We start from the raw sequence: 15,461 nt of genomic DNA, 5'->3' as shown, positions 1-15,461 counted from the left end.
CGCTCACTGCCGAGTCTTGTCCACAAGCTTGTAGTGCCTGGGTGGGGAGAACTTGCCCCCTGTGTGGACGGCAGCGCCGGATCTTCAGAAGCGCTGGCGTCGGCCTGCCTCGACCAGATGGTCGATCAGCGCCCGCACCTTGAGTGGCAGGTGACGCGAAGGCATATACAGTGCATAGGCAGTGCGCGGCGCGTAATTGCCCGTCAGCTGCCAGTCGGGCAGAACCTGTATCAGCGCACCGCTGTGCAGCACGGCCTGGGCGGCAAAGTCTGCCACCAGGCCTATGCCCTGGTGCTGCAACGCCAGATTGATGATGCCCGTGCTGCTGTCCATGGACAAAGGTGCGTGAACGGCGACTTCGGTCACGGCAGGCGCCGGGCTGCGATCCTGGCCGTGCAGCCATTGCAGCCGGCTCTGAAAGTCGCCATAGCCCAGCGTGATGCATGCCACGCCATGCTGGCGGCCCAACTCCAGCGGATGGCCGGGCGGCTTGGGCAGACCCTGGAGGTAGGCTGGCGAGGCCACGGCGATATAGCGCACCTGGCGCAACTCGCGCGCCACCATATGGGGTGGCAGCTGTTCCGGGCGGGTCAGGCGAATGGCCAGATCCAGACCTTGCTGGGCCAGATCCTGCATCTGGTCGCTGAGACTGACGGCGATCTCCAGCTCCGGCCATTGGCGGCGCAGCGCTGGCAGCTGGGCACTGAGCCAGATTTCACCAAAAATGGTCGGCGCCGTCAGCCGCACCGTGCCGCGCGGCACGCCGCTGTAATGGCCGGCAATGGCGTGGATATCGCTGGCCGTCTGCGCCAACTGGCTGCAGGCAGCATAGACCTCGGCACCCAGCTCGGTCAGGGACAGGGAGCGGGTCGTGCGGTGCAGCAACTGCACGCCCCAATGGGCTTCCAGCCGCCCCACACTGCGACTGACCGCCGAGGTGGTCAGATCCAGTTGCCGCGAAGCGGCGGCAAAGCTGCGCAGCTCCACCACCTTGGCGAAAACCAGCATTTCAGGGAGCAGGCCGGGTTCTGTGCTCATGGGTCGACTTGATTGTTGATTGACAGGCAATAGTAAGTGGAATGAGGATGTATTGATGCGTGGATGTGATTGACGGACGATGCCGTCATGACTTCCCAGATTTCCTCCTCTTTGCAAACGCTGGCTTCGAAGCCGGCTTTGGCCGCTGCGCCACCGTCTGGTGGTGCCTGGCGCATGGTGCTGGCCATGGCGCTGTCCGGCACCATCGGTCTGCTGGTGGTGGAAAGCGATCTGCCCGTGCTGTGGGTAGTGTGGCTGCGCTGTTTGCTTGGTGGCCTGGGGCTGGCGGCCTGGGTTGGCTGGTCGGGACAGTGGTCGCAGCTTAGCTGGCGCGAGTGCGGCTGGCTGTTGCTTGGCGCGGCAGCGCTCATCGTCAATTGGCTGTGCCTGTTCCGTGCCTATGAATACAGCGGCATTGCCATCGCCACGGTGGTCTATCACGTGCAGCCCTTTTTGCTGTTGCTGCTGGCAGCCCTGCTTCAGCGTGAGCCGCTGCCGCTCAATCGCCTGCCCTGGCTGGTTTTGGCCTTGATTGGCGTGGGTCTGAGCAGCGGCTTGCTGGGACTGGCTGGCCAGGGCGCATCGCAAGGGCAATTGCTGGGTATTGGGCTGGCGCTGCTGGCGGCCGGTCTTTATGCCTTGGCCACTTTGGCCACTCAGCGGCTCAAGCGGATCGCGCCGGCACAGATTGCCATGCTGCAGATGCTGGCGGGAGCGCTGAGCTTGCTGCCCTGGGTGTGGGAACTGCGCGACCAGGCGCTCCTCGGCCCCAGGGCCTGGAGTGCGGTGCTGGTGCTGGGTTTGGTGCATACGGCCTGGATGTACACATTGATGTACACGGCATTTCAGAGACTGCAGGCGCAGGCGATCGCCGGTCTGTCCTTCATCTACCCCGTCATGGCCTTGCTGGTGGACCTGCTCTGGTTTGGCGCCAGGCCGCAGCCGGTGCAGTGGCTGGGCATGGCCATGATTCTGGGTGCGCTTGCAGCCTACCGGCGCAGCGAGCGAAAAACCTAGTGAAAATGGCTTTCAGCGCTTATGTATAAAGCGCTGGTAGCTATTGTTTTTAAATCCAGGGGGTAATGGCCAGCACCAGTGGCATCAGCACGGCCGTGGCCACGCCGTTCAGCCCCATGGCCAGGGCGGAGAACGCACCGGCCGTGGGATTGAGCTGAATGGCGCGTGCCGTGCCAATGGCATGGGCCGTGAGCCCGATCGCAAAGCCCTGGACCGCCGGGTCCCTGAGACGCAGGACGCGGCACAGCAGCGGTGCCATCATGGTGCCGCTGATGCCGGTGATGGCCACGGCCACGGCGGCCAGCGAGGGTGTTCCGCCAAAACGCTCGGCCATGGGCAGGGCGATGGGAATGGTGGCCGACTTGGGGGCCACGGCGATCAGCGTGGCTTGAGAGCCGCCGAAAGCCCAGGCAATACCCAGGGCTGAAAGCAGCGCGACCAGACAGCCCACCAGCAGTGCCACGCTGATGGGCAGCCACAGTTGGCTGATGCGTTCGCGCTGGGCGTACAGCGGGATGGCCAGCGCCACGGTGGCCGGCCCTATCATCAGGCCCAGCAGGGAGACGCCGCTGCGATAGGTCGCATAAGGCGTGCCCGTGATCATCAGAATGGCGACGATGACGACCACGCCCGTGAACACCGGTATCAGCAGGGGGCGGTTGCCGCTTTTTCGGTAGATGGCCATGGCCGCCATATAGACCAGCATGGTCAGCACCAGCCAGGGCAGGGGCGAGCCTTCGGCCAGGCTCAGCCAGGCGGTGTGCAGGCGCTCAAGCAGTGAGGAGCTCATACGTTGGCCTCCTGCTCTGCGGCGGACTCGTCATCCGGCTTGCGAGTGCGCTGGCGCTGCAGGCAGAAGCGGAAGGTGAGTGCGGTCGCGGTGAATGTGATGGCAGCGCCGGCAATGCAGGCCAGCACAAACGGCAGCCATTCGCGGCGCAGATGGTCGAATTCCAGCATCACGCCCGCAATGACGGGGATGAAAAGCAGCATCATGTTCTGTAACAGCACCTGAGCCGTGTCTTCCAGTGTCTTGGGTAGGCGTTTGTAAAACAGCAGGCCCAGCAGCAAAAGCAGGGTACCGATCAGCGCGCCCGGCAGAGGCAAGCCCGTGACGCGGGCCAGGAACTCCCCCAGTAGCTGAAAGGCGAAAAGTACGGCAAGCGCATACAGCATAAAGGTGGTCAGCTCCTGAATAATGAGTTGGCAGCCTGTTGTCAGGCTGCCAACTCTGTAAGGGTGGGGTATGGGTTGGGTGAATAAAGGTAAAGCAGGCGGGTAACTATTGCGTGTCGCGGATGACAGGTTTATCTTGGATCTCAGGCACTTCGGAACCGAAGCGGCCAGTCATCGCACGAGCTTAGGAGAAGTCACCATGCAAACCGCAGTCTATCGCGCACCTGTGTATGAACCTACGGTCGATGAATTGGAAACACTCAAGAAGCTGGAGCTGGGCGAGGATGTCTCCCTGTGGTCTGCGGCCAAGGAGTATCTCTCCAGGCGCCTGCTGGAGCGGGGGCTGGTGGAGCAGGATGCAGAGAAGCATTGGCATATCACCGAGTCGGGGCGTTTGGTGATCCGGCGCCAGCTCTGAAAAGCCCAAGGGTTAACCCCGAGGTTGCAGTTGCCTGATTTGAAGGCAACCTACCTTTCGGGCTGCAAGCACAAGGGCTTGTGAGCCTTTGTCACCAGGATTTCACTGGATGTCCACAATCTTGTCCACATGAACTGTGGAAAAAATCGCTGTCATGAACAGCGATTTTTTTATGATCTGAATCAAGCCAGGCTTGCGAGGATTGACAGCAACAGGTCTCGTTGACAGTCCAGCTTTGCTGGTGCTCAAAACAGATCTTTGAGAGGGAAAAGATCCTGGAGACAGGTATGCGCAGCCCGCTCGTAGCGAATCGGCATCTGTAGGGAACAAGGATGCGATCCCGACCAGACATGAGATCCGAAAGCAGGTGGATGCACCAGATTGGGCAAAGTTATGCACAGCGGCTGTGCAACTTCGAAAAAATGAGCGAACAAGATCGGCCCAGCCTTGTCAGACGGGGAAAGACAGGTATCTGTGGCGTATTGGATGCTCCGGTTTCTCACACGGAGAAAGGAGGCTGCGCCAGCGAAGCTAGCTCTGGGCCGGAGATGCCCGGAATCAGGGACATGCCTCGAAAGCATGGGATTCCTGGGCCCTGGCGCTTGTCCATGGGGAGGCGGATTGTAGCCCATATTGGGGCGCTGCAATTGCTCCGGTCGTTCTTCTGGCAAAAAAACACCTGGTGCCGAATGAGCTCGGGCGTGCTGCCTCGCCTGGCTTGCATTGCCTGAAGGTATGCGGGTTGCGGCTCTCAGTACACGGTGAGCGCGTATTTGCGCGATGCAAAACAACCAGGGACGGTGAGTCCGCCCTGGTTGCTTGACTGACGGTCAGCATAATGGAGGTGCTGTTGCGCTGTGATGGGCTTTGAGCGGCCTACTCGCTTGTAGGCACGAAAAACAGGTACTCACCTGGCCCCATCTGCGGGGTGATCACATAGCCCTCGCACTGCCTGTCCCTGCATTTCACAGGGATGGCGCGGGGCCAGATGGTTGCGGCAGTCGGGTAACCGGGCAGGTACTGGGGCACATGCCAGACGCCATAGTCACCCACTGGCTCGGCTCGCTGCGCTCCCGTCGCGCCTTGCTCGCCACTTCCGAAGATCTGGCGCTGAATGCTCAACGGTTCATTGACCGCCCTGGAATCGGGCGCTGCAAGAGACGAAGCGCCACATAGTGCCATCGCTAAAAGAGCTAGAGTCTTTCCCATAGCGGCCTCCTGGATTAGGAATCACGCCTACTAATTGTCATACAGCTGCGCTGTACGTGGATCATCCATCACGGAGGTGACAACCGAGGGGCGAGTGACTTCAGGTGCCAAGCCTGACTGAGCCTCTGCAGGCGGCGCAGCAGGATTGGTGCTGCCCTGTGCCGAGGCATCCGGTCCGTAGTTGTTTCGGCGCTCGTCTGCAGTCATGGACTGCGGGCATTTCGAGCCCGTGATCTCCAGGGCCACGCGCGCTGCGGGGTCCATGCAGTCCATCGCCAGCGAGGCGGCCTTCATGCCCTTGTTCCAGAGTTCGCGGCTCATTTTCAGGCGCTTGCAATGCTCGTCCGTCCAGGTCGTGCCGAAGCTCACGCCAAAGCCGGGTCCGTTGGCACTGCCGCTGCTGCTGCCCATGCAGGTGTCGTTGCTGGTCGTGAGGTTGGGGCCGTTCACGCTGGGAACGTTCTTCATGGTGTAGGTGCCCGTGTACTCCACGATGTTCTTGGAAGTCCCGGACACCGTGTTGTTCAGATTCTGGGTTGTCGTTCCGTTCGTTGTAATGTTCTGGTCGGAAGTCGAGGTGGACCTGCTATCCATTGTGGACACCGACCGACTCTCCGCAGGAGCCGCAACCGGATTGACAATGGTGACCGATTGATTCTGCTGTGCCCCCACGGATGAGGCGCTGGAGGAGCTTTGCGCGCTGCTGTCGGCACTTTGCGCATAGCTGCACAAAGGAACGCAAAGACTTAACAGAGCTATTGAGAGTTTCATGCTTGGCTCCTACGTTGCCCGAGCCCGGCCAGGCAGCCAGGCCCGGGACAAACACGACTATCTTGGGACTTCTGCTTTAGTTGGCATTGGCGGTAGAGCCTGCACCAGCAGTACCGGAAGTGCCGCCACCGTTGGAGAGGTAGCCGGCATTACCCCATGCCCCGGCGTTCTGGTGGACGGTACCCACAGAGCCAGCGTTCGATGTCGTATTGGTCAGCGCGCCCCAGGGTGAGGAAACGGCTCCCGATGTGGCGTTGTAGCCAGAGGTGGTGCCCGCGTTGTTGTTGATATAAGCCAGGCCACCGCCAGGGCCGGCGCCAGTTGCAGCGACATTCGCGGTCTGCGAAGAAGCTCCACCGAAGGCTGTGCCGCTCACCGGGCCGGCGCTGTAGCCAGCTGCAGCGCCCGAGCCTGCATTGGCATTGGTTGCAGCCACACCGCCTGCAACACCGTTGCCGGTGGTTGCGGAAAGGCTCTTGACGTTGCCGAAGGTCGTTGCGCTACCACCGACAGCTGCCCCACCGATGCCAAAACTGCCTGCGCCGATAGCGCCGCCGGCAGCGTTCGCATTCGAGGTTGCGCCGGAGGTGGCGCTATTCATGCTCAGCGCACTTCCGTTGCCCGAGCTGGCTGCGCCCGACAGCGTTGCAGACGATGCACTTGACGTCGTGTTAGTTGCAGCAATGCTGGAGCTGCTCACGGCAGCAGATGCAACACCAGCCAACGCAATAACCGCCATGGCAATCAGAGACTTTTTCATGATCGTTCCTTTGAATAGCGAGTTCTCAGACAACTGAGAGTGTGTGAGCGAAAGACCAGTGCTCGGTATTAAGCAAAGGCCAGTGTTAACCGCCATCATGTTTTGGAGTTTTAAGTTACTTTCCAAAACACGCTTTCGGTTGGAAGCAGTTTCAGAAAACGATGTGCAAACGGTAATACCCTTTTTTAAGGTATTTTTCAAGGAAGATTTTCATTTGAAAGAAATGAATAATTCCATGTGACGATTGAAATCTCTGCTATTAAAAATATAGTATTTGGCGGAAAATTCTTACAGTGTTAAAAAAAGTAATCTTTATTTCATTTTTATATTATCTCTTGTGTTTCAAAATCAAAGGGTTTCTATCTAATTTCTATCGACGGCTTGGAATTAATACCCACTTATGAAGTTAAGAATTGTAAGAAATTAAACTTAATTTTTCTTTATGGGATTTCAATGGATTTTTGCGGGATGAGATTTTATTTTTCTGGAAGTTTTTTAACTTTCCTTTACACCAGATAGGGTGTCACATGTACCTCTCTGACTCATCCAAGGGGCCACGCTTTGATGCAGGCGGCACCGAAGTCACGTCCTCTATCCTGGGGCATATGTGGCCATCTGACATGAAGGGTCAGAAGAGCCAGCCCGTGCGGGTTTTTCTGGTCGACGAGGACAGCCACATCCGGAATGTGATCTCGCAGGAGCTCATGCGTGATCCTCGGACCATCCTGGTAGGGCAAGCTTCCAGCTACCGGGAGGCACGCAAGAGCATCTTTGCGCAGGAGTTCGATGTGCTCCTCATTGATCTCTCTCTCAGCGAAGGACAGGGGGCTGATTTACTGGATTGGGTTCAATTGAGAATGCCCGGTGTGCTGAGTATTGCAATATCTTCCAGTGAAAAAGATGATGTCGCCATGGACGCTTTCAAAAAAGGTGTCTTGGGATATTTGCTGAAAAACTCATGGTTTGGGAGTTATTCGCAGGCCGTGCTGGAAGTGGCCAATGGCGGGGCATCCATATCTCCGATTGTTGCGAAGAAAATACTGCCTAAGATATTTCAAACCTCCATTCCTGAAGAAAATCCTCTTGAATATAAGAACTACGAGCCATTGACTGAAAGAGAAAAAGAGGTTTTGCGATTGATAGCTCAAGGAAAAAGAACACACGAGATTGGGTCCTACTTGAAAATAAGCACTTTGACGGTATCGACGCATGTGAAAAATATTTACCGAAAAATGCAGGTCAGAACCCGGGCGCAGGCTGTCAGATATGCGGTATTGAAAGGTATCATTTAGATATTTTTGAACGCAGGGACTTTGAAATTAATGAAATCGAATTTTTCTTACAGGAATAATTGGAAGAGAAATCGGTCTTTGAATATTGAGCTTGATATTTTTGATAGTGCAATGCCGGGGCGCCAACTGTCAGTCGCTTTGTCTGAAGGTTTTTCAATCTTTTCGCCCGGTGCAGGCCACACAATCAATGTCCGCATTGCCGTGATTCAGCAGTTCTCCCGCTTCATCAGGTTCCTTGGTACGACTGGCTGGGAAGCAGCATCTATCGTGCACAGACTGGGCGGGGGGCCTTCCTGGCTCTTCGCTGCCGATGACTTCGGCGTCGCGTCATCTTCTGAACTGGCAGAAATCATGCGCAGGCTCGCGGATCGGATGTCGTGCAGCAGATAGGCGCAGAGCCTGTCGCACACACAGAGCAAGACAGGCGCCGTGTGGTTCCAATCGAGATGCTGGGCATTGACCAGTCCCGGCTGCTGCCTTGGCTTGCGCTCGTTAACTTGCTGGCGGTGCTGGCGCGAGGTTTGGCGAATTGGCCTCGAATTGCGCCATGAGCTTGCAGTCTTTTTCACGAACGGCCAATCAATCAACCGCGATCGTCGCAGGGAAAAAGGAGCCAAGCCGGTAAAAATAAAAAGCCGCTAAGTCCTTGAGACTTATCGGCTTTTAGTATGTGGTGCCCCGGGGCCGGAATCGAACCGGCACACCTTGCGGCGGGGGATTTTGAGTCCCGCGAAGAATTGAGGATTCATGCGGCCTGCGGGCCGATGTGTTCCGGATTTTTTGGCGCACTTCTTTATAGGCAGAGAAGGCAAAACCGTAACACTTTTAGCCTACTGGTTTCAGCCTCCGGACGCCGCCGTAATGGCGTTCTGTCAGGCGCTCGTCGCTGTGCTGCAGCAGTTTGGATGCCTCTTCCAGGCTGCCCGCTTTCTGGGCGGCGCGCTTGCGCATGTCCCTCAGGTAGAGCTGCTTGATTGCCTCGGCCAGCTCAGCCTCGCCACGCTCGCTGGCCTTCTCTGCGGCCACGCCTCGGGCCTTGTCCCAGCCATAGCGAAGCGCCTGGGGTGACACTGGCTGACCATCTGCCGTGGAGAGCAGCATCAGGTGATCAGCCGAAAGGGCTTTGCGTCTGCGCACCAGGTCGGGCAGCACTGCCGACAGGTTCAAGTCCCACTCGGCCTCTTTGCCGGTCTTGCTGGCCTCCAGTGTGAGCAGGTTTCCGCGAGGCATCAGAACCGTGATGCAGTCAGTGAGGCGCATGCCCGTGCCGGATCCGAGGTCCATGCAGTCCTTGATGTGCTGGGCTGCCTCGGCGTAGATCGCCGCAAACACATCGTCCCGAACCTTGATCTTTCGCGCCTTTTCCTTGTTCTTCCACTTGCTGCGCTCCATGCCGGCCGCTGGCCATGGCAGCGAGGTGAGGCCTTCGCCGCGCGCCCAGTTCCAGATGACCGAGAGCAGGGCCATCTCCCGATTGCCCTGGGTCTTTGCCGTGCGCTTTGTCAGGTAGCCCTTGATCACCGGCAGGCTCACCTGGTCCCAGGTGGCCTCGGCAAAGACTGGGCGCCTCATCCTGAGGTTCTTTCTTGGCATATCCTTTTTGGGTCTCTTCGCTTTTGTACGTCGGCAGCACCTTTGATTCCCAGCGGGAGAAAGCCTTCTCCAGCGTGCCGGTGATGCGCGCGCTGTGGGGGGCGTTCTCAGTGACTTCTTTCCATTGGACGATTGCTTTATCGAAGTCGGTAGCAAGGGGAATTTCCCCGTTTCCTTCTGTCGATGCGTCATAGAAGTAATACACCACGACCTTGCCGCTTTTACGGCGGCGCGTCTTGGTGCGCAGTCGTGGATAGGCTCCAGTCATCTGACAGCTCCTAAGCTAATCCCGCGCGAAGGCGTGAAAACCACTCCAGTCAGCCACGCCCTGGCATGAGCGCGAGAGACAAGAATACGGTTCAGTGAGGGCGCGAATTACATCGCGCGCAACGGGTGGGCATACAGCGTTGCCGAGCATGTGGATGGCTTGGTGCGTCTGCGGGGGGCAACTAGTAGTCTTTCGGGAACCCCATTGCCGCGCAGCTTTCGGGGACCGTCAGCATGCGCATGCGGCTGCCGTCAATCAGAGCCCAGCGCGCCTTTGTTGTGACCGTGCCGATTGGGCGGTGCAGGCTACGACCGGTGGTCCCAGGGCCGTTGCCGTAGTAGCGTGCCGGAAAGCGGTCACCGTGGGCGGCGCGGCCGGCAGCAACGCGTGCCAGGGTTGCGCAAGAGCGGCGAGGCTTGTTGATCGGGCTCCAGCTCCCCGAGTCAAAGTCCAGGAAGGCGCTGGCCGGTATGTGCATGCGCTTCGGCAGGTCCAGCACCAGCGGTGCGCGGCTTTTGGTGGCAATGATGAACATGCGCACGCGGTGCTGTGGCACACCGTGATCCGCTGCATCCACGATGCGTGGTGACAGCGAGTAGCCCAGTTTCTGCATTGCCAGCTCCCAAGCCGGAAACAGCATCCACTGCAGGAACTCGGGCACGTTCTCGATCACGATGCCTTGTGGCCTGAGGCATTCGGCGGCGCTGACAACCGCCCAGGCGGTGCTGCGGCTTGCATCGTGTTGCGGGTCCCTTTGCCTTTCCGCGTGCCTTGCTGTGCCCCTGGCAGCAGGGCGCAGCCAGCATTATTTCGGCGGCGGGGACTTCGCTGTAGTCGGCCTGGTGCAAATCCTGGCAGAGGTGGTCTGCGGCTGGATGGTTTACCGCGTGGTACTTCACTGCAAGCTGCCAGTGGTTGGCCGCCCAGACTACTTCCACGCCAGCCATGGCCGCACCGGTGCTGAATCCGCCGGCGCCGGCGAAAAGGTCAATTGCTCGCATAGGGCTCCAGAAAGCAAAAAGCCGGCTCAGTGGCGGGCTGTGATTGGTGGATAGGTGGTGACTGGTCGCCCGGGCCAGCGTCGGCTGGAGCGAAAGTGAGTTGCGAGCCGTTTATAGACTGGGCATCCCCGCAGTCAGCAGGACGATCTGGGGTATAGCAATAGCTCCATCAGGTCTGCCTTGGCGGCCACGGTCACCAGTCCAGCTGCCGCGAGTGCGCGCACAAAGCCGAACCCGTGCTGGCGAGCGTTCTCCAGTTGTGTGGCCGATTCCGGCTTTCTGTCATAGGCTGTGCGAACCCTGTCAACGATGATTGTCCAATCAGCGTGAAGGTTGTTTGGCAGCAGTTCGTAGCGATATGTCTGCGCGGGTTGTGAAGCATTGCTCGCCATGTCCGCTCCTCCGTGACTCTGTCTACAGCTTACGCTTGCTCCTTCCTGGCACGATGTCATTCCGAATGGGCAATGCCCGAGGTGCTGCGTTGCTGCTCGTGAGTTTCTCTAACCGCAGTAGGATTGACCTCGCTTTTTGGAGGATGGCTTATGGAGCGCACAATTCAGGGTTTGCAGGTGTTTTCATCGGCATCGAAGAGCGGACTCGATTCGATGTATGCGGCCAGGGTAGGGGTATGTGCTCACGGTGGAGAGACGCACTACTTTCAGGTGGGGGCGGCTGAGACGGAGTTGCACGCTGAGCAGCTCGCTGCGGAATACATATTGCTGATTAAAGAGCTGCCAAGCGATTGGTTAGATCAGTGTCTTGAGTCGCCAAATCCCGAGTAAGGCAGCTGTTGGCCTTAAAGCCAACGGCAGCGGGCTGGGGTGTTGTTTGCTCGAGCTGGATCTCAAGCGCTTGCTGAACAGCGGGCGGTGCAGTCACGCGCTGCTGGCAGGCTGAGTTGAGCCAAAGCACTTCTGTTTTGACCGCTGTTCCTCGACCAGCAGATATGCGGCTGCCGGTGGTGTGGACTTGCCAGCCACCCAGTTCGCTCTCGTAGAGGTCGGAGGGATAGTTGCTCAGAACGACCATACCCTGCAGGTTCTTCTGCACGTCCAGCAGCTCCATGTGCTGTTCGTCTGTCATTTCGTGTCGATAGCAGCCCTGTACGACATTGCGCAGTGAGCGTGTGCCGAACACATAAGGCGGATCTACGAAGTGCAGCGTATCGGGCGTGTCGTGCTGTTGCATGACCTCGATCGCAGGCCTGTTCTCGATCAGGGCGCCTTGCAGGCGCTCGATGACGGCAGATAGCTGGCCAGGATAGCGGCTCCAGAGGTGGCCGTGTCTATGCGCAAGCCCGTGACTCCCTTGGTTGCGCCAGCTGGCCCGAAGCCCATGCCAGCACCTACCGCTGTGCGCCTTGCTCGCTCGACAGGCTGAGCGCAGTCCTCATAGGACAGGTCGAACTCAGCTCACGCATACGGTGTGAGGTGCAGCGACTGGATCAGCTGTTCGGCCTGGTCTGGATCGCGCAGCACGCGGAAGAAGTTCGCAATGTCCTCGTCCAGGTCGTTATAGACCTCGGCGTAAGCGCTGGCTTTTGGAGAAGCCCGCCAGCCGCTCCACCGAATGGCTCGACATAGACCCGATGGTCTGGAAAAAACTGCATCACCCAGGGCGCCTGCCTGAACTTGGCGCCGTGGTAGCGAAGGGCAGGAGATAGCACGGACATAGGGCTCCAGCAAGCAAAAAGCCCGCTCTGTGGCGGGCTAGAAGTTGTGTAAGGGTGGTAGAGGCGCTTTATGCAGATGCTTTTGCACTAGGGGCAAAGTGGTTGGCAACGGATCTTTTGGCATCGGTAGGTCCGTTGCAGTACCTTACGGGAAAGGTTTGCTGGCAGGTTTGACCTGCTCCTTCTCAACGAGTCAGCTCTTCTGGGCTGGCCAGCCGGATTCGCAAGGCAGTGGGTTCACTGCAAGGAGGCCGTGATGGAAACGATAGAACAGATGGCTGACAGACACATCCGTGAATCCGAAGCTAGCTTGGACCATATCGACCTGCTTATGAAGCGTGCACAGAAAGCGAGCGCAAACGCGTCTGATCAGGCGCAGATAGAGCGATTGATAGAGCAGGCGACTGAGCAGCGGGAGAAGCTGGATCTGCATCTTGCGGCTCTTAAAGAGGCCAGGCAGCAGTCCGATCTAGCAAGGCTTGTGGAAGAGGGAAAGAGCTTCAGGGACAGGCTTGAAAGAATAAGGATGGGCATTGAGCGCTTGCTCTTGTCACTAATTTAGGCTTCTCAGCCCCGCTCCAGTAAAGAAGCCCGCTCGATGGCGGGCCTCTCTAGATTGGTGGAGATATTTGCTATTTTATTTATCGTAAATTTCCATGAGATGAGAATAGAAAGAAGGCTTTTTCAGAAAGCCCCATACCTGTAAGCAAAGTAGCCTGCAGCAACCATGCCAAAGATTGCAAGCGTCAGCATGATTCCTGCAATAGTGTTTCCTGGTTGAAAGCCGGCCAGCTTGTTGGCTTCAGTTTTTTGGGATGCGCTCGTTTCCGGCTCTTCTGCTTTTGGCCACGGGAAAAACATGCACTTCAGGTTTGCCCAGAGGCCGTGAACTTTGCGTTGAGAAAGTTCATGCATAAAAGCTCCTTATGTCATTCGATCTGGATATACATCCCAACCATGCTCTGCCTCCAGCTGCATAGCATTGGAGGGTTGCGCTGACCTTGCGTCCGGATTGTCGATGTCCACATCGCTATTTTTCATAGGCACATTCGGCGACCGCACATGATCATCGTGAGATATCGAGTGACTGATGATTTCTGGTTGCAGCGCCTGCGGCGCTGGAGCAATTGCTAGATCTTCACGTTGCATTGAATCTCCGGTCCTGTCAGTTGAGCAATCCTCAAGGATTCGCCTTGCTTTAGTGGAAAAGAAAGCAGTTCCGAAAGGGGACTAGGCTTGAGCAAGCACCAGAGGCAGAAGCTCACTTAGATGGTCAATTGACTGCGCCACGTCTTGCCCATCTTTGATCTGGCTCGATTTCGGACATGCTTGAAATCTGGAGATTTCAAGCCGTCCAATCGATTTGAGAGCTGTAGGTTTCGGATCTATGCAGGCAGGTTATTTGACCAATCGCCTTGTTCCTACGGTACGCGCATTTCATGGAAAAAACCGTTTTAGCGCAAACACTTACATGGGAATTTTGACGATTGATACGTTTGCATCTATGGCATGTAGAGCTGGTAATAGGCAGGACTACCCGTACGCTGAAGCGACTAGCTTCTTGATTTCTTGGCGCTGTACCTCAAGCCAGCCGGTCTTAATGGCTATCTCCTTGCATTGCTGGGCAGCAGCTTGAAGGGTCCAGGGCTTGCTTCGCAGTGCGGTGCGCTTGGCTGTGCGCAGCCACGCAGTTTCATCAAAGGGCTCTGGCGGCCTGCCGCCAGCCTTCTGTGCCATCTGGCAGAGCCGCTCGTGCGCCTGCTTTGCCTCGTCCAGCATTCCGGGCTTGATGCCCGAGACGCGCCAGCCCTTGTGCACGGACACCGAATCCGCCTTGGCTGCCAGGCGGCGCTGGCGCTCGAGCTCCATTCCTCGAGCTCGGATGGCGGCCATGCGGGAATCGGTGATGGGGTCGCCGTTGTGATTCACGAAAGTCAGACTCTTGGGGTCCTCCAAAGAAAAAAGCCCGCGGTATGGCGGGCAGGGGATTGAAGAGTGAATGGCTAGAACGGGCTTTCGCCTGGAGATGTGTCGGCTGGTGCGGCCTTCGGGCCGGTCGTGCTGGCGCTGTTGGCCAGCGAGGCGGGCAGATCGCCCATGCCGGTGCGACCTTCGCCGCCCAGGGCTTCGATCAGGTCGGGAAGCAGGCGGGAGAGCTCGCCGGTGGCAATGGCTACATCGGTATCAAAGCCGCTGTCGTCCTTGCTGTTGCCGTCCATGACCGCATCCAGCAGCGTGATGTTCTTGATCTGCAGGCCTTCGGTCAGCACAAAGCTCACCCGGTCGTCCCAGGTCATGGCCAGCTTGTCCTTGAGTTCGCGGCGCTCTTTCTTGCCTGGCTTGCGGCCCTCGGTCTTTTCGATGTGCTCGGCCTTCTCGTTAACCTTGCGATTGAGCACGCTGGCCGGCAGCACCTTGGCCTCGGTCATGAAGCGCATCACCCGCTGCTCGACCAGCGGGCCGTGCTGCTCGCCGCGCGGCGGCACCCGGCCCACGGAGCGCTCCTGTGTGGCGCCGCACTCCTAGAAAATTGTCTTTTGCAGCGCATCCTCCAGCACCTGCAGATCGCTTTGCCAGCTCTCAGCAATGCAGTAAATGATCATGCTCTTGAACATCAGGACTCATGAAATAGAAAAAGCCCGCTGATTGGCGGGCTCTGATGTGGAGAGATTGGAGGCCGTTAGTGGCCGCAAGGAAGTGGTTGACCCTGCTCTTCTTTGAAGTCTTCAGGAAGAGGCGCGCCGCAGCTTCCGCAACGCTTGTCGGTGGTGTGATTTGTCATGCTTGTGATACTCATAAAAAAGCCCGCGCAATGGCGGGCAAAGGCAATTCTGCGGAAGCACTCTAAATCTTGCTGCGGCCTCGGTAGTCGAGGTCGGTGGCGGAGTAGTTTTCTCGTGTGCGCCAATTCATTTGAACTGGGCCGGTATGCTCTGGTGGATAGGTGATGCGCTCTTTTTCCCTGCTGAGCTCCCATCGCTTGGCCTCCACGACATGGTGAACGGTTGATTTTTTCGTTTTGATCATTGCGAGGCTCTCTGTAGCTATCCGGACGTCAGCCCCACAGTACATGGTTAATCCGTAGTGGTCTACCACTATATTTTTTGAAGGTCTTGATGTAAGGAGCGTCAAGCAGGAAGTGCCGAAGATTTCCAACCAAAGGTCTTTCGGTTCACCTATACTGGTTTCACTCGCTGTTAAGGCCGTTCGCCCCAACAGCGCCTGTCTGACACCAATGCCGCCCCT

General features: G+C 57.8%; 20 protein-coding genes, 1 tRNA gene and 2 pseudogenes. 6 read left to right on the top strand and 17 right to left on the bottom strand.

Translation table 11 applies throughout. From position 1 onward, the window contains the following. Window positions 1-84: 84 nt before the first annotated feature. The gene (locus O987_RS20355) at window positions 85-1,038 is read right to left on the bottom strand and encodes a LysR family transcriptional regulator (protein WP_043374407.1); all 954 of its coding nucleotides are present in this window, start codon (window positions 1,036-1,038) and stop codon (window positions 85-87) included. A gap of 174 nt (window positions 1,039-1,212) precedes the next feature. Here O987_RS20355 and O987_RS20350 point away from each other — a divergent pair, with 174 nt between their 5' ends. Beyond that, complete coding sequence (locus tag O987_RS20350; protein WP_419177861.1) at window positions 1,213-2,055, top strand: DMT family transporter; 843 nt, start codon at window positions 1,213-1,215, stop codon at window positions 2,053-2,055. Between the two features lie 49 nt (window positions 2,056-2,104). On the opposite strand, the gene O987_RS20345 is transcribed toward O987_RS20350, so the two are convergent. Beyond that, the gene (locus O987_RS20345) at window positions 2,105-2,845 is read right to left on the bottom strand and encodes an LrgB family protein (RefSeq protein ID WP_043374405.1); all 741 of its coding nucleotides are present in this window, start codon (window positions 2,843-2,845) and stop codon (window positions 2,105-2,107) included. After that, window positions 2,842-3,231: a CidA/LrgA family protein gene (locus O987_RS20340; RefSeq protein ID WP_003052693.1), complete on the bottom strand. Its 390-nt coding sequence runs from the start codon at window positions 3,229-3,231 to the stop codon at window positions 2,842-2,844. Before O987_RS20340 ends, O987_RS20345 begins: the two co-directional genes overlap by 4 nt. Before the next feature lie 199 nt (window positions 3,232-3,430). Here O987_RS20340 and O987_RS20335 point away from each other — a divergent pair, with 199 nt between their 5' ends. Beyond that, window positions 3,431-3,649, top strand: a complete 219-nt coding sequence (locus tag O987_RS20335) for a hypothetical protein (protein ID WP_003052696.1) — start codon at window positions 3,431-3,433, stop codon at window positions 3,647-3,649. Between the two features lie 876 nt (window positions 3,650-4,525). On the opposite strand, the gene O987_RS20330 is transcribed toward O987_RS20335, so the two are convergent. From O987_RS20330 to O987_RS20320, 3 genes are all read right to left on the bottom strand, one after another. Then, window positions 4,526-4,858, bottom strand: coding sequence for a hypothetical protein (locus tag O987_RS20330; protein WP_043374402.1), 333 nt, complete (start codon window positions 4,856-4,858; stop codon window positions 4,526-4,528). A gap of 30 nt (window positions 4,859-4,888) precedes the next feature. After that, window positions 4,889-5,452: a hypothetical protein gene (locus O987_RS29270; protein WP_235214191.1), complete on the bottom strand. Its 564-nt coding sequence runs from the start codon at window positions 5,450-5,452 to the stop codon at window positions 4,889-4,891. A gap of 253 nt (window positions 5,453-5,705) precedes the next feature. Further along, the gene (locus tag O987_RS20320; RefSeq protein ID WP_232536044.1) at window positions 5,706-6,329 is read right to left on the bottom strand and encodes a hypothetical protein; all 624 of its coding nucleotides are present in this window, start codon (window positions 6,327-6,329) and stop codon (window positions 5,706-5,708) included. Between O987_RS20320 and O987_RS29555 the strand changes: the two genes are divergently transcribed. The 3 genes from O987_RS29555 (at window position 6,247) to O987_RS20310 (ending at window position 8,071) form a co-directional block, all read left to right on the top strand. Next, complete coding sequence (locus tag O987_RS29555; RefSeq protein ID WP_232536043.1) at window positions 6,247-6,426, top strand: hypothetical protein; 180 nt, start codon at window positions 6,247-6,249, stop codon at window positions 6,424-6,426. The genes O987_RS20320 and O987_RS29555 overlap by 83 nt on opposite strands. Window positions 6,427-6,916: 490 nt before the next feature. After that, window positions 6,917-7,681, top strand: coding sequence for a LuxR C-terminal-related transcriptional regulator (locus O987_RS20315; RefSeq protein WP_080731651.1), 765 nt, complete (start codon window positions 6,917-6,919; stop codon window positions 7,679-7,681). A gap of 78 nt (window positions 7,682-7,759) precedes the next feature. Continuing rightward, the gene (locus O987_RS20310; protein WP_144244955.1) at window positions 7,760-8,071 is read left to right on the top strand and encodes a hypothetical protein; all 312 of its coding nucleotides are present in this window, start codon (window positions 7,760-7,762) and stop codon (window positions 8,069-8,071) included. 281 nt (window positions 8,072-8,352) lie between these two features. Here the strand turns inward: O987_RS20310 and O987_RS29020 are convergent. The 6 genes and pseudogenes from O987_RS29020 to O987_RS29550 form a co-directional block, all read right to left on the bottom strand. Next, a tRNA-OTHER gene (locus O987_RS29020) sits at window positions 8,353-8,435 on the bottom strand. Between the two features lie 71 nt (window positions 8,436-8,506). After that, a complete protein-coding gene (locus tag O987_RS20305; RefSeq protein ID WP_043374397.1) occupies window positions 8,507-9,253 on the bottom strand; it encodes an integrase in 747 nt (248 codons plus the stop codon). A 470-nt stretch (window positions 9,254-9,723) separates the two neighbouring features. Beyond that, on the bottom strand, window positions 9,724-10,341 hold the full coding sequence (locus O987_RS20300) for a DNA cytosine methyltransferase (RefSeq protein WP_268746965.1): 618 nt from the start codon (window positions 10,339-10,341) through the stop codon (window positions 9,724-9,726). A 22-nt stretch (window positions 10,342-10,363) separates the two neighbouring features. Next, window positions 10,364-10,489: pseudogene (locus O987_RS29705) on the bottom strand (DNA cytosine methyltransferase); the annotation flags it as partial. Between the two features lie 188 nt (window positions 10,490-10,677). Beyond that, the gene (locus O987_RS20295) at window positions 10,678-10,935 is read right to left on the bottom strand and encodes a hypothetical protein (protein WP_003052732.1); all 258 of its coding nucleotides are present in this window, start codon (window positions 10,933-10,935) and stop codon (window positions 10,678-10,680) included. A 331-nt stretch (window positions 10,936-11,266) separates the two neighbouring features. Then, on the bottom strand, window positions 11,267-11,731 hold the full coding sequence (locus tag O987_RS29550) for a hypothetical protein (protein ID WP_235214190.1): 465 nt from the start codon (window positions 11,729-11,731) through the stop codon (window positions 11,267-11,269). A gap of 740 nt (window positions 11,732-12,471) precedes the next feature. Between O987_RS29550 and O987_RS20285 the strand changes: the two genes are divergently transcribed. Next, entirely contained in the window at window positions 12,472-12,777 is a 306-nt protein-coding gene (locus O987_RS20285; protein ID WP_003052742.1) for a hypothetical protein, read from the top strand. Window positions 12,778-12,899: 122 nt separating this feature from the next. Here O987_RS20285 and O987_RS28390 read toward each other — a convergent pair whose 3' ends face one another. From O987_RS28390 to O987_RS20270, 5 genes and pseudogenes are all read right to left on the bottom strand, one after another. Beyond that, window positions 12,900-13,130, bottom strand: coding sequence for a hypothetical protein (locus O987_RS28390; RefSeq protein WP_080731564.1), 231 nt, complete (start codon window positions 13,128-13,130; stop codon window positions 12,900-12,902). A gap of 9 nt (window positions 13,131-13,139) precedes the next feature. Continuing rightward, window positions 13,140-13,364 carry a hypothetical protein gene (locus O987_RS28905; RefSeq protein ID WP_141567890.1) on the bottom strand — a complete coding sequence of 75 codons (225 nt, stop codon included), beginning with the start codon at window positions 13,362-13,364 and terminating at the stop codon, window positions 13,140-13,142. 384 nt (window positions 13,365-13,748) lie between these two features. Then, a complete protein-coding gene (locus O987_RS20280; RefSeq protein ID WP_043374394.1) occupies window positions 13,749-14,171 on the bottom strand; it encodes a hypothetical protein in 423 nt (140 codons plus the stop codon). A 47-nt stretch (window positions 14,172-14,218) separates the two neighbouring features. Further along, window positions 14,219-14,830: pseudogene (locus O987_RS20275) on the bottom strand (recombination-associated protein RdgC). 229 nt (window positions 14,831-15,059) lie between these two features. Next, window positions 15,060-15,242 carry a hypothetical protein gene (locus O987_RS20270; protein WP_003052769.1) on the bottom strand — a complete coding sequence of 61 codons (183 nt, stop codon included), beginning with the start codon at window positions 15,240-15,242 and terminating at the stop codon, window positions 15,060-15,062. Between the last annotated feature and the right edge of the window lie 219 nt (window positions 15,243-15,461).

Origin of the sequence: Comamonas testosteroni TK102 (assembly GCF_000739375.1) — a bacterium.
Taxonomy (GTDB): domain Bacteria; phylum Pseudomonadota; class Gammaproteobacteria; order Burkholderiales; family Burkholderiaceae_C; genus Comamonas; species Comamonas brasiliensis.
This window is presented reverse-complemented; position numbering and strand designations above follow the sequence as displayed.